The sequence below is a fragment of the Photobacterium kasasachensis genome (assembly GCF_050336885.1).
GTDB classification, from domain to species: domain Bacteria; phylum Pseudomonadota; class Gammaproteobacteria; order Enterobacterales; family Vibrionaceae; genus Photobacterium; species Photobacterium kasasachensis.
Map to the genome: position 1 here is coordinate 792,336 of NZ_JAKJSH010000004.1, position 16,955 is coordinate 809,290.

At 48.7% G+C, this 16,955-nt stretch carries 13 protein-coding genes; 8 read left to right on the forward strand and 5 right to left on the reverse strand.

Annotation, left to right across the window (positions count from 1 at the left end; translation table 11 throughout):
* Nucleotides 1–39 precede the first annotated feature (39 nt).
* Complete coding sequence (locus L4D19_RS03280) at nucleotides 40–2,103, forward strand: LTA synthase family protein (protein ID WP_428451178.1); 2,064 nt, start codon at nucleotides 40–42, stop codon at nucleotides 2,101–2,103.
* A gap of 82 nt (nucleotides 2,104–2,185) precedes the next feature.
* On the opposite strand, the gene L4D19_RS03285 is transcribed toward L4D19_RS03280, so the two are convergent.
* Genes L4D19_RS03285 through L4D19_RS03305 form a run of 5 tightly spaced genes read right to left on the reverse strand, consistent with a single transcriptional unit; the run spans nucleotide 2,186 to nucleotide 7,789 of the window.
* Entirely contained in the window at nucleotides 2,186–3,337 is a 1,152-nt protein-coding gene (locus tag L4D19_RS03285) for an XrtA/PEP-CTERM system-associated ATPase (RefSeq protein WP_428451179.1), read from the reverse strand.
* 2 nt (nucleotides 3,338–3,339) lie between these two features.
* Nucleotides 3,340–4,797, reverse strand: a complete 1,458-nt coding sequence (locus tag L4D19_RS03290) for a TIGR03016 family PEP-CTERM system-associated outer membrane protein (RefSeq protein ID WP_428451180.1) — start codon at nucleotides 4,795–4,797, stop codon at nucleotides 3,340–3,342.
* Nucleotides 4,769–5,686, reverse strand: a complete 918-nt coding sequence (locus tag L4D19_RS03295; protein WP_428451181.1) for an XrtA-associated tyrosine autokinase — start codon at nucleotides 5,684–5,686, stop codon at nucleotides 4,769–4,771. The genes L4D19_RS03290 and L4D19_RS03295 overlap by 29 nt, the downstream gene beginning before the upstream one ends.
* 2 nt (nucleotides 5,687–5,688) lie before the next feature.
* Nucleotides 5,689–7,254, reverse strand: a complete 1,566-nt coding sequence (locus L4D19_RS03300) for an XrtA system polysaccharide chain length determinant (protein ID WP_428451182.1) — start codon at nucleotides 7,252–7,254, stop codon at nucleotides 5,689–5,691.
* Nucleotides 7,255–7,264: 10 nt separating this feature from the next.
* Entirely contained in the window at nucleotides 7,265–7,789 is a 525-nt protein-coding gene (locus tag L4D19_RS03305) for an XrtA/PEP-CTERM system exopolysaccharide export protein (RefSeq protein ID WP_428451183.1), read from the reverse strand.
* 303 nt (nucleotides 7,790–8,092) lie between these two features.
* On the opposite strand from L4D19_RS03305, the gene L4D19_RS03310 reads away from it, so the two are divergent.
* Genes L4D19_RS03310 through L4D19_RS03340 form a run of 7 tightly spaced genes read left to right on the forward strand, consistent with a single transcriptional unit; the run spans nucleotide 8,093 to nucleotide 16,950 of the window.
* Nucleotides 8,093–9,484: a TIGR03013 family XrtA/PEP-CTERM system glycosyltransferase gene (locus tag L4D19_RS03310; protein WP_428451184.1), complete on the forward strand. Its 1,392-nt coding sequence runs from the start codon at nucleotides 8,093–8,095 to the stop codon at nucleotides 9,482–9,484.
* 2 nt (nucleotides 9,485–9,486) lie between these two features.
* Entirely contained in the window at nucleotides 9,487–10,407 is a 921-nt protein-coding gene (locus L4D19_RS03315) for an XrtA system polysaccharide deacetylase (RefSeq protein WP_428451185.1), read from the forward strand.
* Nucleotides 10,349–11,392 (forward strand): FemAB family XrtA/PEP-CTERM system-associated protein, encoded by a 1,044-nt coding sequence (locus tag L4D19_RS03320; RefSeq protein ID WP_428451186.1) that lies wholly within the window; start codon nucleotides 10,349–10,351, stop codon nucleotides 11,390–11,392. The genes L4D19_RS03315 and L4D19_RS03320 overlap by 59 nt, the downstream gene beginning before the upstream one ends.
* A gap of 4 nt (nucleotides 11,393–11,396) precedes the next feature.
* Complete coding sequence (locus L4D19_RS03325; RefSeq protein ID WP_428451187.1) at nucleotides 11,397–12,611, forward strand: TIGR03087 family PEP-CTERM/XrtA system glycosyltransferase; 1,215 nt, start codon at nucleotides 11,397–11,399, stop codon at nucleotides 12,609–12,611.
* A 21-nt stretch (nucleotides 12,612–12,632) separates the two neighbouring features.
* Nucleotides 12,633–14,513: an XrtA/PEP-CTERM system amidotransferase gene (locus L4D19_RS03330; protein ID WP_428451188.1), complete on the forward strand. Its 1,881-nt coding sequence runs from the start codon at nucleotides 12,633–12,635 to the stop codon at nucleotides 14,511–14,513.
* A gap of 2 nt (nucleotides 14,514–14,515) precedes the next feature.
* Nucleotides 14,516–15,769, forward strand: coding sequence for a glycosyltransferase family 4 protein (locus tag L4D19_RS03335; protein WP_428451189.1), 1,254 nt, complete (start codon nucleotides 14,516–14,518; stop codon nucleotides 15,767–15,769).
* On the forward strand, nucleotides 15,766–16,950 hold the full coding sequence (locus L4D19_RS03340) for a glycosyltransferase family 4 protein (protein WP_428451190.1): 1,185 nt from the start codon (nucleotides 15,766–15,768) through the stop codon (nucleotides 16,948–16,950). Before L4D19_RS03335 ends, L4D19_RS03340 begins: the two co-directional genes overlap by 4 nt.
* Nucleotides 16,951–16,955 lie beyond the last annotated feature (5 nt).

Here is a 16,955-nt window from a genome sequence, read left to right on the forward strand (position 1 = left end):
GTTATAGCTGCTGAAATCCTTATACCAAGGATGTGTTAAATGCAATCTGGTACTTTTATGTTCTCTCTTTATACTTTCATTCGCAATCACCCTTGGCTGAGTGCCATTATTGGTGTAGCGGCGGCTGTTCAAGTGACCGAACTAATATTAATGAACAGAAAGTTTGGGTTGTTTACGCCTTCTTTTCTGCAGCCATACTCAATTGATACTTTTCTGGACAGGGTATTGTTCTTTATTGCAACTGTTTATAGTGATTTGTTGTTGTTTGGGGCGATCTCTGTTTTTTTCATGCTTATAGCTGTCTTGCTGAAAAAGTCACAAATTGTTTTTGCCTATCACTTCTTTTTTATTGTTATTACCATCTCCTTACTGGCCGTTATTGCAAAGTACAAAGTGCTGTCCTACATGAGTGATACCATCAATTTCACTATTGCGAAAAGTATTGCAGGTGGAAGTATATTGTCAGCAATGTCTTATGTTGCTGATGAAGCGGCTATTATGCTCATTTCCCTATTCATGGCCCTGATATTGTATTGGGGTGGCTATAAAGTGGTTCAAGGCAAAGTACAAAGAGGTGTGTGTCCTGAGAGGGCGACCGGCACAATCCCGTTCAGACGCATAGTGTATAGCTATGGAGGGCTATTTATAGGGTTTGTTTTTGTTGCTGCGATGATTTTACGTTACGACAATGTAAGGTATGGCGTAGAGAAGAAAAATAGTTATGCCTTATTAACCGCAGTATTAGATTCGTTGAGCGACTTTGATCAGGATGGTTATGGTTACTTTTCCTTTCCCGAAGATTTGGCAATGTTCGATGCGGCGATCCACCCGGGGGCGGTCGATATCCCGGGAAATGATGTTGATGAAGATATGTTACTGGGTGATTTTAAGCTCAAGGATGTAGATTATGATTTGGATTACTCAAATGTAGTGCCAGTATTTGATTATGTGTTTTTCATTATTCTTGAAAGTGCGAGAGCTGATGTATTAGAGACCAAAGTCAACAATCATATTGTATCGCCAAATCTTCTCAGAATGAGCCAACAGGGCACGGTTTTTCCAAATGCTTACTCACATACCGGATTTACCGCTTCTTCGTTGAAGGCGATATTCAATGGAGTGCTAACATCCCCCCTGCATCAACTGTCACTCTTTGAAATACTGAAAAAAATTGGCTACGAGGTCAATGTTATTTCTGGCCAGGCAGAGTCTTTTGCCAACATCAGCCAAGAAACAAACATGAGAACAACGGCAGCTCATTTCTTCGATGCAGAAACGAATATAGAAGAGCGAGTGTATGCGAATACAAGTCTTGGCAGTCTTAGGCTCAGTGAAGAGGTAGTCGTTCGTGCTATCAACAGTCAGCTTGATACATTGAAAGGTAGGGGTAAGCAGTTTTTTTATATTAATCTTCAAGCTGCACATTTTCCGTATCATTATGAGGGAATGAAAAACCTGTTGAATATTGCCCCCATACCACGGAGTCAAATTTCCCTGACTAACAAGACTTGGCTTGAAAATACGTACTGGAATGCTGTCGCAGCCGCTGATGATGCACTGGGCCAGTTATTATCGCGGCTGCACATGCTTGGTATTTATGACCGGTCACTGATTGTTGTGACCGCCGATCACGGTGAGTCACTCTTTGATGATGGTGTGCTTGGGCATGGGCATAGGATCAATGATCAGCAGCTGAAAGTACCGCTTGTAACCAACGTGCAAATAGATCCAATTACCAAGCCTATTGGCCAAACGGATATACGCGAATTACTGCTTGATTTAATTGGCCAAGACACTGATATGACACTAACTAACCGTAAGCTGGATGGAAGGCGGGCAGTCTTTCATGTGATTGGTGGTATTTCCAGCCCTGTTCAGATCAGCCACACCTATAGTGATGATAGGCTTGTTTTTGACTTCAGAACAAGAAAGGTGATGTTTGAAAGTACTGGAAGATGGCAGTTGATAGATGACGTAGTCGAGCAACCCAGGGAGCTTGAGATGCTACGAGAACTGGTTTTTGAGTGGGAAAAATTGAACTACAGAAACAGTATGGAACAATTGCCGGAGCTTCCGGAGGGAAGGCTGGTGCACAGCCATTAGCGCCTGCCACCGCATTAGTGTTATGCAATGTTTCCGGTGTGGTTGTGCTGCAGACTGGCCAGGGCTGAGAACGGTGACATCGTCAGTTTCTTTTGGCCATCAAATCCTTGCACCAATATTTATCCTGCAGCGTTAAATCGTGGTCTTCGCTGTCAAATTCTTCGTTTTCTAATATTGTTCCGTCATCCAGCTTCTCTTTCTGCTCCGACAGTGCCTTTCTCTTTTGTGTTAATAACTTATCTAAATGGCGGATAGTGGCTACTTTTTTCTCGATGACGTTATCGAGTATTTCAGACACGGCTATTAAGGTTTGGGTTGCTTGGGTGTCGGTACACCCTGCCGGTGCTGTTGGCGAACTATCGCTGTCAAAGGAGTGAGGCTTGTTGTTATCGTTGCCAAAATGGTTGTTTGCCATCATGGAGCCGGATAATTCGTCTTGCATTTCCTCAAGTACATGATGAACATCTTTGGCGTTCAGCGTTGTCAGATCTTCCAGATAGGCATACAAGAACAGCCTGTCGACGAGGATATTGATTTTCCTCGGTACACCCTGGGTATGCTGGGTGATGACGTCGAAGCATCCTTTGTTCACCGCTGGTTTGCCTTGCCACCCGACCTGGTTGAGGCGGTGGTGTATATAGTCTTCCGTCTGTTCGCAATCAAATGGTTTCAGGTGACATGAGGCTATGATTCGCTGCCTGAATTGCTCCATTTCGGGTAGCTCGATGATACCTTTGAGCTCCTCCTGGCCAAGGAGAAAACTTTGGATGAGCGGCTTATCATCTAGCTGGAAGTTAGACAGCATCCGAAGCTCTTCCACCGTCTCCGGCGGTAGGTTTTGGGCTTCGTCGACGAGTAACAACGCTCTGCGTTGTTGCTGGTGCAAGGTGAGAAGGTATTGTTCCAGCCGTTTGAGTATTTCAGCCTTGCCCAACGCCTCAACGGGGATGCCAAACTTGGCCGCAACCAGCCTGACAAGCTCTTCGGGGGTGAGACGGGTGGTTGCAATTTGTATAGCCACGATCGAGTCATCCAGCGAGGCAACCAGGTTTCTGGCGATTGTCGTTTTTCCGGTGCCGATAGGGCCGGTGATCACGATAAATCCTTCCCCCTGTGAAAGCCCGTATTTTAAATAGGAGGTGGCCTTTTCATGGTGAGGACTCGAAAAGAAAAAACGCGGATCCGGACTCAGTTTAAATGGCTTATCTGACAGGCCAAAGTGTGATTCGTACATAGCTATAGTTGCATCCTTATGTCGATAAAAATCCGGGTTTCATCGTAGCTATTGGAAGCAAATGATGATGATTTGTTGTTGTGCTCGATCCCGAAAGAGCTGGTGAGTTGTTTGTTGATTTGGTATTTCCCTTCCAGTTCGTAGATTCGGTAATAGTCGTTCTGGGTCGGGCGGGTGCGGCTAATAAATTGGTAATAGTCATAATCGAAGCGGCCAGCCAGGTTAAAACGGCGTGAAAGGCGGTGGCGTACTGCGATACCAATACCGTCAACTTCATCGTTCTGCTCATCGGCTGTAGCGTTGAGTGCTTCTCGTTCATCATGGAAGATATTTAACTCATAGTCGGTTCTCCGGCCCGTTAACACCGTCGTCCACTCTAGCCGTCGGCTAAGCGAAATTTCCTCGACAGTAGAGTCCGAGGAAAATAAGTCGCGATCAAAGCTGACGGCTTCCTCGGTATAACGAATACTATTGGTAATCCGCCTTGAGCGGTGAGACAACAATAGCTCATAGGCGTCACCATAGAAGCGTTTGTCATAGGCGGCCAAGATTCGTGTTCTCGGCGTCGGGTTTATATGGATCGCACCAGCCCAAAAGTCACTATTGTTGTCGTCTTCAGAGAAGTTGTAACTGAGCTCGAGATAGGAACGCTTGGTCCAAAAATATTGAACCCCGGGGCCCCAACTGAGCGTATCGGCGCTGTCGGCATCAGACGTGCCTTCATAGTCTTCAAAGTTGAAGCGGACTAATGGCACCCAGCCAGATAGAGTTTGAAAACCAATATCCTGCCTGTATAAGGTGATAGCAGTATCGTCATCGTTATCCTTGCTCTCTTTATACTGGTAGGAGGCATCAATTTGCCAGAACAGCTTTTTGACGCTTTCTCCGTTGGCGAAGGAAAATTCTGCGCCATAGCCGTTGTAGTTGCCGATATCGTCTTCGTTATTGACGATATCCGTATAGGCCCTGGCAGTTAGATCCACTTTGCTGCGCGGGTTGGAACGATAACTGACCCCGACACTGGCATCTTTGTTCTCGATGGTGTCGCCGGAGACAATATCGGCATTGGCATTCTGATCGACGGCCCGGGCAATATTCTCGATTGATGCGGCGGCCTCGACCCGAAACCCGGTACGGCTGATGCCCTTATCCGCGGCGAAAGAGAGTGTCTGGTAGGTTTCATTTTCATTGGAATCATGGCTGAAAAATAGCTGGTTAAGCTCATAGTCGAGGTCAATATTGCCGTCGGCCCCCTGAATGTCTGTAGTAATGCCGGCACTCAGATCCGAGATCAGGCTTCCCTGCCGATCTTCCGCTGTCCGGTCAATATTGTCGGTATAGGTAAACCCACCGCCGACATACGGGGTAAACTCAGTATCTGCCGCCAGACTGCGGGTAGTCGCCAAGGCAACGCAGCAGATTAACCAGCGTTTATGATTGGCTCTCTTTTTTATAGTCATCCCCATATCCATACTCATATTGACTATATGCACCCTGCAAGGCTTTGTTGACAACAAATCCTATTGCCATCTGTTTATTGAGTTCTGAAATCGCTTTTTCCACGTCGGCCATTTTGGTTTTGCCATGTTCGACAACAATCATTGCCTGCCCGAGCAACTTGGAAACGGTAATGGTTTCTTCAACGCCTAGCAGCGGCGGGCAGTCAAAAAGCACCAGCCGGTCAGGGTAGCGTGTGGCGAGCTCTTTGGTTAGCGAGGCCATTTTGTCACTGGCCAGCAGTTCATTGCTCAGGTGATGGGAAGTGCCGGCTGGTAATATCCGTAGGTTCGGTATCGAGGTTTGATAGATCACCTCTGATACGGATTTTACCTCACCGAGCAGAAAGTCAATCAAGCCGGGTTTATTATTGACATCGATCTCTAATAGCTTGCCCGTTGATGGCTTGAGCACATCGGCATCGACCAGTAACACGGTTTTGTCTTTTTCGGAGGCAAGGCTTAATGCCAGATTGACACTTGTGAACGTCTTCCCTTCAGAGGGGCGCGAGCTAGAGATCATGACGAGATTGCCATTTTCATGATGGGAGGCCGCTTGACCGAACGCATTGTGAATGATTTTTCGCTTGATGGATCGGTATTCATTGGTGATCTGGGGGTTGGCTTTGTTATTGGAATGCGACACCATGCCGCACCTTTCTAACCTGTCGGTATCAATATGTAAAACAGCCTTGTTTGGCTGGTGCTGAGAATTAGCCAAGTCATGTTTCTCTGCCTGCTCGGGAGCAGGGGGAGATGTCTCGTTGTCAGGTTGCTCAGCCATGGCTTGGCTGATAAGGCTTGGTTTGGACGCCTTTTGCTTTTTTTGCAGTGCTTTTTCAATAATGCTCATAGCTATTCAATCTTCTGGATAATGCGAGAATGAACGGTCGGCGTTGAGTTGATGGCTAGAAACCCTACGTAAAAGGTAACCAGCGCGACGCAGATGAATGAGAAATACCAAACCTTTCGCCTTTCTTTGGTAAACAGCTCGGACTCTTCTGTGAGCGAAACTGAACCAAAAACAGGCAGGTTTGTTTGTCGGTAAAGCTGTGTAGAAGACACCACAACCGGTGATACCTGGCTGGCGACGAAGGCGAGACCACCGCCGGCACCCAGGGCGACTACCAGTACGACGGTAAGCAGCAATGGCCGCATGGGGCCAGAGGGATCTTGTGGAATCAGCGGCGGTTCAATCACCCGGAAGGTAATTTCGTCCGAGCTGGCATCGACACTCTTGGATATCAGTGCGGCCTCCCGGCGTGATAACAAGTCTTCATACTTCGATTTTGTAATGTCGTAATTGCGCATTAAGCTAGTTAGCTGTGCCTCAACTTGTGGCAGCTGTTCCAGCTTCTCTGCCAGCAGATTGTGCTTTTCGATCTGGTTGGTCTCGCGAACCTTCAGGGAGGCGAGTTGGTTTTCCAGCTGGCTGATATTGAGCTTTATATCCTGCAAGACGGCACTGGAGTAGGCCGTTGCCGATGATGCCCGTTGCTGCGAGCCTTGCTGGAGTTCCTTTAGGTCGGCAATCTGGCGACGGGTTTCAACGACATCTGGGTGTCTGTCAGTGAAGCGAAAAAGCAGCTCGTCGAGGCGGGTTTCGAGCGTACCCAACCGTATGTCATACTCGGTGCTGATAGTTGTCATTTGTTGAATAGCGACCGCCGTCTCGTCACTGAGCTGCTTGCGGGCTGTTGCGAGCTGTATGTCCGTTTCCAGAATCGTCAGGCGGGTATCTTCCAGCTCATCCTGCAATGTCTGAAGCCGACGGTAGTAGTTTTGCTCGGAGCCCGGCATATAGCCAGTGTTAAAGCGTTTGAAATCGGCCAGCTGTACTTCGGCCTGAATCAGGCGTGTTTCATATTCCTTGAGTTGACCGGTAAGGAATTTATTGGCCTTGACCGTTTCCTGACGCTTTTGCCCGACGGTATTTTCAATAAATACATCAATGGCTGCTTGGACAACCTTTTGGGTGTAGTAGGGATCTGAGCCGGAATAGTTGATCGTAAACAGGTTTTCCTCGCCGGCCGATTTGAAGGACAGGTTCTTTTTTAAATTTGCCACACGCTTGCCGAGTTCTTCTCTTTGCAAGCTGTTTGGCTCTGAAACGGTGTTGGCATTCGTCTCGGCATCGGTAAAACGGGCAATCTTTTCAAGGTTCGGACGACTTAGCAGCGTTTTGCTCATCAGTGCCAGTTCTTGCGAGGGATCGGTATCAATCGCAATGCCCCGGAGCAGAGGCTGGAGAATCGATTCTGTATCGGCATACACCCGGGCCTCGGAGCTGTATTGGTTTGACATCAGCGTGACCGCAATCCAGCCGAGGGGGCAGATCACCCAGAGTGAAATGACGATCCATTGACGCTGCAGCCAGATCCCGCGTAAATACTGTAACAGGAGGTCAAATTGTTCTTTCATTTGCGCGCTCCTAGAACCAGGCTTCAGGAATAATAATGATATCGCCGGGCAGAATGTCGATATTGGCCTGGATGTCGCCGTCCCTGATCAGATCGCCCATTCTTAGTCCGAACTGGCGCTGCTGACCGTTAATCACCCGGATGAGACGGGCATCATTGCCGTCGGCGTATTCAGTCAGACCGCCAACGGCAACCATGACATCAAGCAGTGTCATATTTTCACGGTAGTTAATTGCCTTGGGGCGCGAAGCTTCGCCGATGACGCGCACCTGTTCACTGTAGGGGCCGATGAAATCCTCAACGATGACGGTCACAATTGGGTCACGGACATAGGCGGCAAGGCGCGACTCAATACTGCTTGCGAGTTCGGTCGGTGTTCGGCCGGAGGCATCGATATCGTCCACCAGCGAGGTAGACAGTTTTCCGTCCGGTCTTACTGTGAACGTGCCCGATATTTCCGGGTTGCCCCAGACAAAAATATTCAGGTTATCACCAGGCCCAATTAAATATTTGTAATCGTTTATATTTTTAGTCAATGAAGGGTGAGTAGTCGCTGAAGGTAAGGTTTGCAAGTTCGATGATGTACATCCTGCTAATAAAGTGGTAAAAATAAAAGCAACGACCAGCGATAAAAAGCATTTCCCTTTCTCTTTCATAAACATACCCATCCTGCGTATTATTACTTGCTTGTTAAGTCTATTTTCTTCAGTGTAGTTGAATAATTTTGTTTAAGTTATTTAACTATATAATACTTTTTTATGGTGCAGCTTCTTAATTATGTACAATAATCAGATATAGCATTGAAAACGGATTTCTATATAAAGGTCGGGAACGCCCATATGCGATATCATGATTTAAACAAAAGTAATACAGTCCTCATTGTGACTGACTTTATTGTTGCTTTGATTGTGTTTGCTTTAGGTTTAAATCTGGCTGAAGTGTATTATTCTGAAAAGTTACCAAGATTTGGTGAATCTTTTCACTTCGTTCAGTTGTTTCTGTTTTCCTCGACATTGCAAATCGCGACGTTGGCGGTGGGGTTGTATAACGAAAAATTAAGAGTTACGTATAAAGGTGTTGCGATAAGAATTATGGTGGCAATTGGTCTTGCTTATATAATGTCTTCTTTTATTTACCTATTGATACCTATTTCTTCTTTTCCAGCTTTATTGTGCGAATTATTATATCTCCTTGCTGCTGTCGGATTATTAATTAGCAGAAAGATTGCCCTGTCGACAAACTATACCAACCTGAATCGCAGGAGAGTTGCTGTTCTTGGCGCAGGGGAAAGGGCAGGATTAATTAACTCTTGCATGAAGAGGCGTGCCGATCGGGTTAACTTTGACTTAATTGGCTATATTCCTGTTAATGGTGACAGTATCAAGGTAACGACAACGGTTCCGAGAATCGAAACATCGACATCTCTGGAAGACTATATTATTGACAACCAGATTGAAGAAATAATAATTGGCGCGGATGAAAGACGCGGAAACCTGCCGACGGATATGTTGTTCAGCTGTAAAATGAAAGGGATTTTAATTACAGATATCATTGATTTTATTGAGCGGGAAACCGGTCAGATTGCCGTCAGTCATATTAATCCGTCGTGGGTAATTTATAATGTTAGGCCTTCGAAAGATCTAGTTGGCAGGTTTGTGAATTGGGTTTTTAACTGTTTCATTTCTTCAATAGTATTATTGCTTACCTGGCCGTTGCTCCTTGTTGCCATGTTACTTATCAAGCTAGAGGATGGCTTTTCATCTCCTGTTTTCTATTCTCAGCAGCGGGTAGGAAAACAGGGGAAAGTGTTTTCAATTTACAAATTTCGCAGCATGCAAGTGAATGCCGAAGAGAATGGCGTGCAAATGTCGTTTAAGACTGATAAGCGTATTACCAAGGTCGGTGCTTTTCTCAGAAAATACCGTATTGATGAGCTTCCTCAGCTATATAACGTTATTAAAGGGGATATGAGTTTTGTCGGCCCCAGGCCCGAGCGACCTGAGTTTTGCCAGCAGTTTGACGGCAGTATCCCCTATTACAGTCAGCGCCATGATGTCAAGCCGGGGCTGACTGGCTGGGCGCAGCTTAAATATCCCTACGGGGACAGTCTTGATGATGCCATCGAGAAGCTGAAGTTTGACCTCTATTACATCAAGCATCGCAGTTTCATGCTCGATGTTCTGATCCTTATCAGAACATCAGAGATCATTCTGTTCGGGAAAGGCAGGTAACCATGACCAAGGCTGATAGATCAAACCAGATTGTGAATGCCATGACGATTGATGTCGAAGATTACTTCCACGTCGCTGCGTTTTCGGGGGTGGTCAATCCCTCGCATTGGGAAAGCCGCTACCCGTTACGTGTCGAGACCAATACCCAGCGGATTCTGAAAATGCTCAACGAGCACGGTGTGAAGGCGACTTTTTTTGTTCTGGGCTGGGTTGCCCAGCAGTGCCCGGCGATTGTCAGGGCCATTGTGCGTGAAGGGCATGAAGTGGCTAGCCACGGTTATCTTCATCAACCGGCCAACAGGCAGTCTCAGCAAGAGTTTTATAACGATATAGCCAGCAGCAAACACCTGATTGAAGACATCTGCGGCCAGCAAGTGATGGGTTACCGTGCTCCGAGCTTTTCTATCGATACCAGTAATCCCTGGGCATTTGAGGTATTGCACTCCCTGGGTTTTGTCTATTCCAGCAGCACTTATCCGGTAAAACACGACCTCTACGGGACACCCGACTGGCCACGCTTTAAACATGTGCGGGAGGAGGGGCTGATTGAAGTGCCGATCCCGACTTTGAACAAGCTGGGAAGGAACATTCCTATAGGCGGAGGGGGATTCTTTCGCCTCTATCCCTATTGGTTGAGTCGACGGCTGATTAATGCCTTTATTGCCGACACTCAGCAACCCTACAGTTTCTATTTTCACCCGTGGGAAATCGATCCGCGTCAGCCGAGGATCATGGGGATATCCGCGAAATCAAGGCTCCGGCATTATCTGAACCTCAACAGTATGGAGTCAAAGATCCACCGTCTGCTAGCTGATTTTAACTGGAGCACGATGCGCAACGTTTATCAACTAAATGGATTTAATCATGATGCAGGAATTAGCAATCCGGAAGCTATCAAGGAACGACTATCCATACTGGGATAGTTATGTAGACAATCACCCTGAAGGCAGCTTTTTTCATTTATCCGGCTGGCTTGATGTGATTGATTCGGTATTTGGCCATCAGCACCATTATATGTTGGCAGAAAGTGGTAACCGACTTGTCGGGGTGTTGCCGCTGTTTGAGCAGAAAAGCTGGCTGTTTGGCCATACCCTGGTATCTACCCCTTTTTGCGTGTACGGCGGTGCGCTGGCGGATAGTTCACATATACGCAAAAAGTTGGAGGCGGCTGCTTTCGAATTGGGATGCGAGCTGAATGTTGACTACGTCGAGCTGCGAGACAAGCTCGATGTCGAGTCAGAGGCGCCTTGGGTGAAGCATTGTCATCATTCCCGCTTCTCTCTGGCGCTGCCTGAGGAGTCCGACGACATCATCGGTGCCATAAAGAAAAAAAGGCGCAATGTGATACGGCATTCGCTGAGGAACAATCTCAGCTGGGATACCTCGGATAACCTTAAGTCCTGTTACGACGTGTATGCCGAAAGCGTCAGGGACCTGGGGACTCCGGTGTTTACGCATAAGCTATTTACCAAGCTGAAAGAAACCTTCCCGGATCGCTGCGAGACCATGCTGGTGCATGATAAAGATCAGCAGCCAATCTCTACCATGCTGAGTTTTTATTATAAAGATCATGCCATGCCCTATTACGGGGGCGGAAAGTATGAATCCAAGGCACTGAATGGCAGTGACTATATGATTTTCCAGCTGATGCATGTTGCCCGTCAGCGTGGTGCGACACTGTTTGACTACGGCAGAAGCAAGAATGATTCGGGGGCATATCAGTATAAAAAACACTGGGGGATGGAAGCGCATCCGCTCAATTACAAAGTGGCACTGGTAAAAGCCAAGTCATTGCCGAATTTGTCACCGAACAATCCGAAGTACAAGTATTTCATCAAAGCCTGGAAAAGACTTCCTCTTCCTGTGAGTCGCCTTATTGGTCCGATGCTATCGAAATATCTGGGGTAACTGTATGAAAGAGCCGTTACTGTATCTGTGTCATCGTATTCCCTATCCTCCCAACAAGGGGGATAAGATTGCCAATTACCATATCCTCAAGTTTCTAAGTAAACATTTTGATGTTTATCTTGGCTGTTTTATTGATGATCCGTTTGACCTTCAGTATCAGGCCAAGGTTGAACAATACTGCAAGGCGAGCTTGTTTGTTCAGATCTCCCCTTCATATTGCAAGCTGAAGGGCGTGACCGCGCTGTTTACGGGACAGCCGATCACCTTGCCCTATTATTCACGAAAAGCCATGCAGCAATGGGTTGATGCCATCATTGAAGACCATCAGATTGACAAGGCGCTCGTGGTGTCCGGTTGTATGGCCCAGTACCTGATTGCCAGTCCTCATAGCCCCCATACCGTGATGCATTTTGTTGACATTGACTCTGACAAATGGCGCCAGTATGCCGAGAAAAAACAAGGCATTATGCGCGCAGTCTACCAGCGGGAGCACCGTGTGCTCGGGCAGTATGAAAAAAAAGTCGCCTCGATGTTTGATATTAGTTGCTTTGTGACCAAGGCTGAGACGGAGGCGTTCCGTTGTATTGCCGATACACCGTTTCGCGCGCGGATCAAAACCCTTGAAAACGGCCTGGACAGCGAGTTCTTTTCATCCGGTTCCTCCGTTCCTGCAGAGGAAAACTATTGCCTGGAACAAGAGAACTATGTGGTGTTTACCGGTGCGATGGACTACTGGGCCAACGAAGATGCCGTTACCTGGTTCGCCAATAATGTCTGGCCCAAGGTGGTGACCGAGGTGCCGGATGCTAAGTTCTACATTGTCGGCAGCTCACCGACTCCCGGGGTCAGGGCGCTGACGGAGATCCCGGGGATCGTCGTAACGGGCCGAGTCGCTGATGTGCGTCCCTATCTGCAACATGCCAAAGCCGCCGTTGCCCCGATGCGTATTGCCCGGGGAGTCCAGAATAAAATTCTGGAAGCCATGGCTATGTCACGGGCCGTGATTGCCTCCCCGCAGGGGATGGAAGGGCTGGAGAGCTTCCCGTCGAGCCATGTCGCCGTTTCCGATAGTGCGGCTGATATAGCCTGCAGGGTGATAGACACATTGCAGGCCGAGCAGTCAGTAGCAACAGCGTCGCGGGCGTGGATAGAGCAATATTACAGCTGGGATGCCCAGCTCTCTCCCTTGCTTGGCTATCTGGAGTCTAACCATGGCTAGGTGTTCACAAGGAGGCTGAATATGTGTGGTATTTCCGGAGTTTTTAATCTGCGCCAGCCTGGCCGAATTGATAAGCGTCTGCTCGAGAGAATCAATCGGTTGCAGAGTCATCGCGGGCCGGATGATGAGGGATATTTCTTCGATGAGCATATCGGTCTGGCACATCGCCGTCTGTCGATCATCGATCTCTCAGGCGGTCATCAGCCGCTGTTCAATGAGGATCAGTCGGTTGTCGTCGTGTTTAACGGAGAGATATATAATTACCTGGAACTGGCCGATGAGCTGACCCGGCTTGGGCACCAGTTTAGGACTTATAGCGATACCGAAGTGATTGTTCATGCCTGGGAGTCCTGGGGGGAAGACTGTGTCAAACGCTTTCGGGGGATGTTTGCCTTTGCAGTGTGGGACAGAAATAAAAAACAGCTGTTCCTCGGTCGTGACCGTCTTGGCAAGAAGCCGCTGTTTTATACGGTAACAGCGAAGGGACAGTTTCTCTTTGCCTCTGAGCTCAAGGTGTTACTCGGGCATCCAGAAGTTGATACGACGCTCAGAAATGAAATGGCGGAAGAGTACTTCATGTATGGCTATATCCCCGAGCCTTACAGTGCCTACAAGCATATTTTCAAGCTTAACCCCGGCCACCACCTGACGCTAAGCCCCGGGAGCGAAATCGCCCCGAGGCAATATTGGGACTTGTGTGCTCCGGATCAGGTTTTGTCCTGGGAGCAGACTCAGGAGTCGTTGCTCGACAAGTTGCAGGAGGCTGTCAGGATCCGCCTTGCCGCGGACGTACCGCTTGGTGCGTTTCTGTCGGGCGGGGTAGATTCGAGTGCCGTGGTGTCATTGATGGCGTCATTGCAAAACAAGCCAGTGCACACCTGCGCCATCGGTTTTACCGAGCAGGCTTTTGACGAAAGCGAGTATGCCCGCCAGATTGCCAACCGCTATCATACCGAGCATAGCCAGCAGATAGTTGATCCGAATGATATTAGCCTGATTGATACCCTGGCCGATATTTATGATGAACCCTATGCCGACAGTTCTGCCTTACCGACGTTTCGTGTCTGTCAGCTTGCCAGCCGAACGGTAAAAGTTGCGCTGTCCGGCGACGGCGGCGATGAAATATTTGGCGGCTATCGACGCCACCGGCTGCATCTGGCCGAGCAACGGGTGCGAAATGCGATCCCGGGGCCAATCCGTAAATCTGTGTTTGGTCCGCTGGGGTATTTATACCCCAAGGCAGACTGGGCACCACGACCGTTGCGGGCCAAAACCACCTTTCAGTCTCTGGCGATGGATGCCGTCGAGGGGTATGCCAACTCAATATCCAAGTTACGACGTGGCGAGCGCCAATCCCTGTTTAGTGACTCATATCAACATAGCCTCAACGGTTATGACGGCAGTGAAATTCTTAAGCATCATGCCCGTTACTTTACCACCGATGATCCTCTCAAACAGATCCAGTATCTCGATATGAAAACCTGGCTGGTCGGCGACATCCTGACCAAGGTCGACCGGGCAAGTATGGCCAATTCGCTGGAGGTTAGAGCGCCGATGCTGGATCACGAGTTCGTCGAATGGGCGTATTCCATCAATAGCAAAAACAATATTCGCCATCGTGAGGGGAAATATGCCTTCAAGCGTTCGCTCGAAAATCATGTCGGCCATAATATTCTCTACCGGCCCAAAATGGGTTTTAGCATGCCGATTTCGACCTGGTTCAGAACCAGCTTGAAAGACACGCTGGCGCGGAATGTCCTCTCGACCAATATGTGCGACAGCGGGTTTTTCGATGTCGACTGGCTGAAAAAAATGATCAGCGATCATCAGCAGGGGTACCGGGATCACGGGGCATCACTCTGGTGTCTGTTGATGTTTTCTCTTTTTATGGCGAGGCAGTAGTTATGAAGATTCTGACGATCACGAGCTTGTTTCCCAATGCTGCCGATCCCAAGCATGGGGTGTTTATCGAAACCCGGCTAAAACAGTTACGAAAGCGCTACCCGGATGCCGAGATCACCGTGATCGCGCCAGTTCCCTGGTTCCCGTTTAAATCATCGTTCTTTGGTCAGTACAGCCTCTTTGCCAGGGCGCCTTATTTTGAAAAGCGCGGTGAGATGCCGGTTTATCACCCACGCTACGTGGTGCTTCCCAAGGTGGGGATGACACTGGCACCGAAAACCATGGCGTTTGTTCTATATCGGCAAATCAAGGCGCTGATGGCTGAGGGGTATGAGTTCGATCTGATTGACGGGCATTATTTTTATCCCGACGGGGTAGCCATTGCCGAGGTGGCCAAAAAGCTCAATAAGCCGTTTACCGTAACGGCCAGGGGCTCGGATATCAATTTGATCCCCCAGTACGAAACGCCGCGGCGACAAATTCAGGATGTATTTCATGCCAGTAACCATAACCTGGCGGTTTGCGAAGCGCTCAGGCAGGAAATGATCGCATTGGGGGCTGCTCCGGAAAAGGTCTCAGCGTCACGAAACGGCGTTGACCTGGATCTTTTCTCTTTTGCTGATGAGCAGCAGCAGCGGGAAGTTCGTCAGCAGTTGAAGTTGCCCTTGGAGAGACCGGTTATTCTTTCTGTGGGTTTGCTTATTGAGCGCAAAGGGCATCATCTCGTTATTGAAGCTATGAAGGCACATCCGGAGGCGCAATTGCTCATCGCCGGGATGGGGCCTGACAAATCAAGGCTGAAGCGACTGGTTAAAAAACTGCACTTATCGAACCGGGTGACTTTTCTCGGTGCGCTCTCTCAGCCGGAGCTTGCCCGTTATTTTCAGGCTTCTGACTTATCCGTATTGGCATCAAGCCGAGAGGGCTGGGCCAATGTATTGTTGGAATCAATGGCAAGCGGAACGCCTGTGGTGGCAACCAATATCTGGGGAACGCCGGAGGTAGTCAAAGCCCGTGCTGCGGGGCTGTTGGTTGAGCGCGATAGTCGTGATATTGCGGCAGCAATTGGACAGTTGCTGAAAAACCGGCGACCCCGCAGTGACACTAGACAATATGCCGAGCAGTTTTCGTGGGATGAGACGACGGAGCAGTTGTACCGGATATTTTCAGAGCTGCTGGGGTATGACAGGCATGGCGGTAATTCATCGTACCGAGGTACTGAAACCGATATGAATGGCAAAGAGGTAGCAGTATGAAAATACTTTATCACCACCGGGTCGCTTCCAGAGACGGACAGTTTGTTCATATCGAGGCGATCATTGATGCACTGCGGCAACAGGGGCATGAAGTTATCGTTGTTGCCCCGACTATCTCTGATGCCACGGAGTTTGGCGACGATGGGGGATGGATGTCGAAGCTCCGTCATGCCCTGCCTGGGTTCATCAGTGAATTGCTGGAGTTTGGCTATAGCCTTTATGATTTCGTTCAGCTGCTACGGGCTATCAAGAAGCATCGGCCGGATGTCATTTACGAGCGTTACAATCTCTTTTTGCCTTCGGGGATCTGGGCCAAGCAGTTGTTCAAGCTGCCGTTGATCCTCGAGGTTAACTCGCCGCTCTACAAAGAACGTGCTGCCTATGGCGGGATACACTTGCCGATGCTGGCCAAATGGTCAGAGCTTTATACCTGGCGTAATGCCAATCATCTTTTGCCGGTGACGCATGTCTTGGCTGACTATCTATACCAAGCCGGGGTCAGAAACAATAATGTCACTGTGATTGCCAACGGCATTGATCCCAGCCAGTTCAATGTGACTACCCATTATGACAGGTTGCCTGATTTGGCAGGTAAAACTGTGATTGGTTTTGTCGGGTTCTGTCGTGAGTGGCACCGTTTGGATCTCGTGGTCGAAACGATCGCCGAGATGAGAAACCCTAACCTAGTGCTGCTGATTGTCGGTATCGGTTCGGTATTGGATGATCTGCAGCAAAAGGCCCGAGAATTAAATATCGAACGGCAGCTGCTTATCGCCGGTCTGGTCAGCCGGGAAGAGATGCCCAAATGGCTGGGGCAAGTCGATATCGCCCTGCAACCGGCAGTCACTCCCTGGTGTTCCCCGTTAAAGCTGATCGAATACTTGGCAACAGGGAAAGCGGTGGTTGCTCCTGATGCGTCCAACATACAAGAATTGCTTGTTCATGAGTTGAACGCATTACTGTTTGAAGAAGGCGATAATCAGCAAATGCTGGCAGCCATCAAACGGCTGGTGACCGAGGCCGACTTAAAGGCTGACGTTCAGCGCCAGGCTGTAGCGACGATCGAAAACCGGCAGCTCACCTGGCACCAGAATGCAGGAAAAATCGTCCAGCGTTTTCAGTTGTTGTTGCAAGACAAGCGCGGAGTTATTCATGACGTCGCGGTGAAGCCGAATGCGTAGATGCG